At 74.4% G+C, this 3104-nt stretch carries 2 protein-coding genes; both read right to left on the bottom strand.

The window, feature by feature from the left end; translation table 11 throughout:
- Window positions 1-1051 (bottom strand): DUF882 domain-containing protein (locus ACTZWW_RS22470; RefSeq protein ID WP_444783195.1); only part of this gene is annotated, 1051 nt, incomplete at its 3' end.
- Window positions 1052-1340: 289 nt separating this feature from the next.
- Window positions 1341-3104: L,D-transpeptidase family protein (locus ACTZWW_RS22465; RefSeq protein ID WP_444783194.1), on the bottom strand; the 1764-nt coding region annotated here is incomplete at its 5' end.

Here is a 3104-nt window from a genome sequence, read left to right as displayed (position 1 = left end):
GCGCGGTGGTGAGGATCGGGGCGACGGGTACGGGAGCCGCTGGAACCTGTGCGGAGGGGGCCGGCGACGTCGGCGCCACCGCGGCGACGCGGGTCGGCGCGGGCTCCGGATCCGGCCGGCGCGGCTGCGGCGCGGCGGCGGGCTGGGCAATGGGCTGGGCAGAGGGCTCGGCGCGCATCAGCGCATAGCGCTGGTCGATCTCGGAGACCGCAGTGGCGGGTAGCGCCGCATAGGCCTCGTCTCCGCTGGCCTCGCCCTCGTCGTCGCCGAACAGCGCCGCCCAGAGGCTGCGGCGCGTGCCGCCGGCGCCCGCGACCGCTGTGCCCTGCTCGCCCTGGACGATGCCGCCCGAGGCGAGGATCTGGCGGCGCGCCTCGTCGTAGCCCCCGAGCGGGCGCCCGTCCGAGGGCAGGTGCACGGTGCGGCCGTCCGGGAAGAGCTGGGCGAGCTGCGAGCGCGTCATGCGCGGCCAGTGCCGCACGGAGCCGACGTCGATGTGCACGAAGGGCGTGTTCGCCCGCGGGTAGAAGCCGACGCCGCCGCGCTGCAGCCGCATGCCGATCGTGCGCAGCCGCGAGGCGTCCACGTCCGGCAGGTAGAAGTCCGTCGCACGGCCCTCGATGTGCTGGCTCGTGCGCGCCACGCCGCGGGAGCGCGAGCGCAGCATCTCGTTCGTCGCGGGCGAGCGGTAGGCGGAGACCACGTGCAGCGGCTGGCGCGAGCCGGACTGGCGGTGCACTTCCCAGAGCGCGTCGTAGAGGCGCGGGTCCATGTCGCGCTTCTGGTCGCGACGCCAGTCGCGCATGATCCAGTCGAGCTGGTTGAGCGCCTCTCGGTCGTAGCGTCCGTTGCGGCGGAAGGTCACCGTGATCTGCTCACGGGTGTGCATCTGCTTGACGGAGAGGGTGCGGGTGTCGCCGTTGGCGACCGCGTCCTGGGTCCCGGAGGTGCCCGAGAGGAGGAGGCCGAGGGTCACGGCGAGGAAGGCGAGCCCGCGAGAAAGCCCATGTGAGAGGCCGCGGCGGATCCGGGAGGGGCGCTGAACGGTCAAGAGCGTCTCGTCTCTCTCATTCGGCGGTTGAGGGGACCGCGGCATCTCGGGTTCCGGGTGCTGGCGAAGGCGCGGTCGGGCGGCCCGCGTCACATCCGGATGTTTCGAGGCAAACCGTTAAGAGGTCGTGAACCACGCCCCGCAGACGCGATACGGGATCACGATTCGTCCGGGTCACCGCCTCGTGCGACCCCGACGTCGGGAGTGGGAGCGGAATGCGGCGACGATGCGGCCGTCTGGGGACGCGCCCGGCCGGCGCCGCGGTTTCGCCACTCCCGTGGCTTTCGTGTCACGGATCGAGACCCAGCGCCTCCCGCGTCCTGGCGTCGAAGCCGTAGATGTCCTCGTGCGGCACGACCCTGCCGTCCGCGTCCACCTCGAGCGTGAAGTAGGCGAGGTGCACCGGCACGTGCTCGTCGAGATGGACGTAGCGCTCGCGCGTGCCGATCAGCGCGCGCAGGCGCGCCTCCGGCCAGCCCTGCTCCGCCAGCAGCAGGTCGGCCAGCGCGAAGGGGTTCTCGACGCGCACGCAGCCGTGGGAATAGGCGCGGCGCATCGTGTCGAACAGGCCACGGCTCGGCGTGTCGTGCAGGTAGACATGGTGACCGTTCGGGAACATGAACTTGATGTGGCCGAGCGCGTTGCGCGGCCCCGGCGGCTGGCGCACGGTGATGTGGTTGCCGTTGCGGATCACCTCGTAGCCGCGCGCGGCGGCGTAGCCGGGGTCCGCCCGCAGGCCGGGCAGGATCTCGTTGCGCATGATCGACGGCGGGATCGTCCACGACGGGGAGACGACGACGTACTCCATCTCGTCGGAGAAGATCGGCGTCTCCTGCCCCGGCTTGCCGACGATGACGCGCGACTCGTGCACGACCACGCCGGCGTCGCGCACCTCCATGCGGTAGGCGGGGACGTTGACGAAGATCGCCTTCCTCGCGCCGAGCTCGCGCGGCAGCCAGCGCCAGCGCTCCATGTTGGCCAGGAGGTCGCCCTCGCGTCGCGCCGGATCGGCGGAGGCCAGCGCGGCGATGGTCTGGTTGCCGACGATGCCGTCGACGACGAGCCCGTGCTCGCGCTGGAAGCCCTCGACCGCCTCAGCCAGGGCGACGTCGTAGACCCGATCGTCCGCCTGGGACGGCGCGTCCATGCCGAAGCGCGCGCGCAGGAGCGGCACGCGGGCGTCGCGGGCGCCGACGCGCAGGACGGGGCCGGGCGGCACGCGCACCATCGGCTCGGCGGGCTCCGCCGCAGCGCGCAGCTCGGCCAGCGCTGCGCGCAGGTGGCGATAGCCCTCGTGCGGCGGGTTGTGAGCGGCGAGTGCCGCCGCGGGATCGGCGGCGTCGGCGAGCCCGGAGAGAACCGTGTCCGCGCCCGGGATGTCGAGCGTCGGCGTGATCAGCCGGTGCAGCCGCGAGGGCTCGAGCCGCCCGCCGCGGGCGTCCTGCGCGTAGCGCACGAGCACGGCCGAGAGCGCGATCTCCGCGTCCGCCGCGCCGGCGGGGTCCAGGCCCGGGCCGGCGGGGAGTACGGGGGCGGGGTAGGCGGCGGGGTCGAGCCCCTCCTCGGCGGCGGATGCGAGAACGCCCGTCAGCGCACGCGCCGCCGGCGTCCAGGCGAGGCCACCGTCGCGGGACGGGCCGATCCAGGCAGGGGCGAAGCCGCGATCTTCGTAGAAGGCCCGCAGGGCCTCGACGTCCGCCGCCCCGTGCTCGAGCCCGAGATCGTCCGAAAGCCCGGCGAGCCGCCCGGCGAGCATCGGCCCGACGAGCCCCTCGGCGCCGATCGTCGGCGGCAGCGCCATCTGCGGGATCGATCCCGTGCGGGGCGGGTATTCCGGCATCGCGTCGAGCAGGGATGGATCGGCCGGGAGCGGCGCGGCCGGGCTCTCGGCGGGAGGAACGTCCGGGCGCGGCACCGCGGTCGGCGCCGGCGCGGCGACGTTCGTCGCATCGAGGGCCGCCAGCCGCGCGGGGACGTCGTCCGAAAGCGCGAGAGCGGGCGCGCAGAGCGCCGGCGCGGCGGCGAGGAGCGCGGCGAGCGCCAGGGCCGGCGC

The organism is Salinarimonas sp. NSM (assembly GCF_052380005.1).
GTDB lineage: Bacteria > Pseudomonadota > Alphaproteobacteria > Rhizobiales > Beijerinckiaceae > Salinarimonas.
The sequence above is the reverse complement of the archived record's forward strand: the minus strand, read 5'-3'. Positions and strand labels throughout refer to the sequence as shown.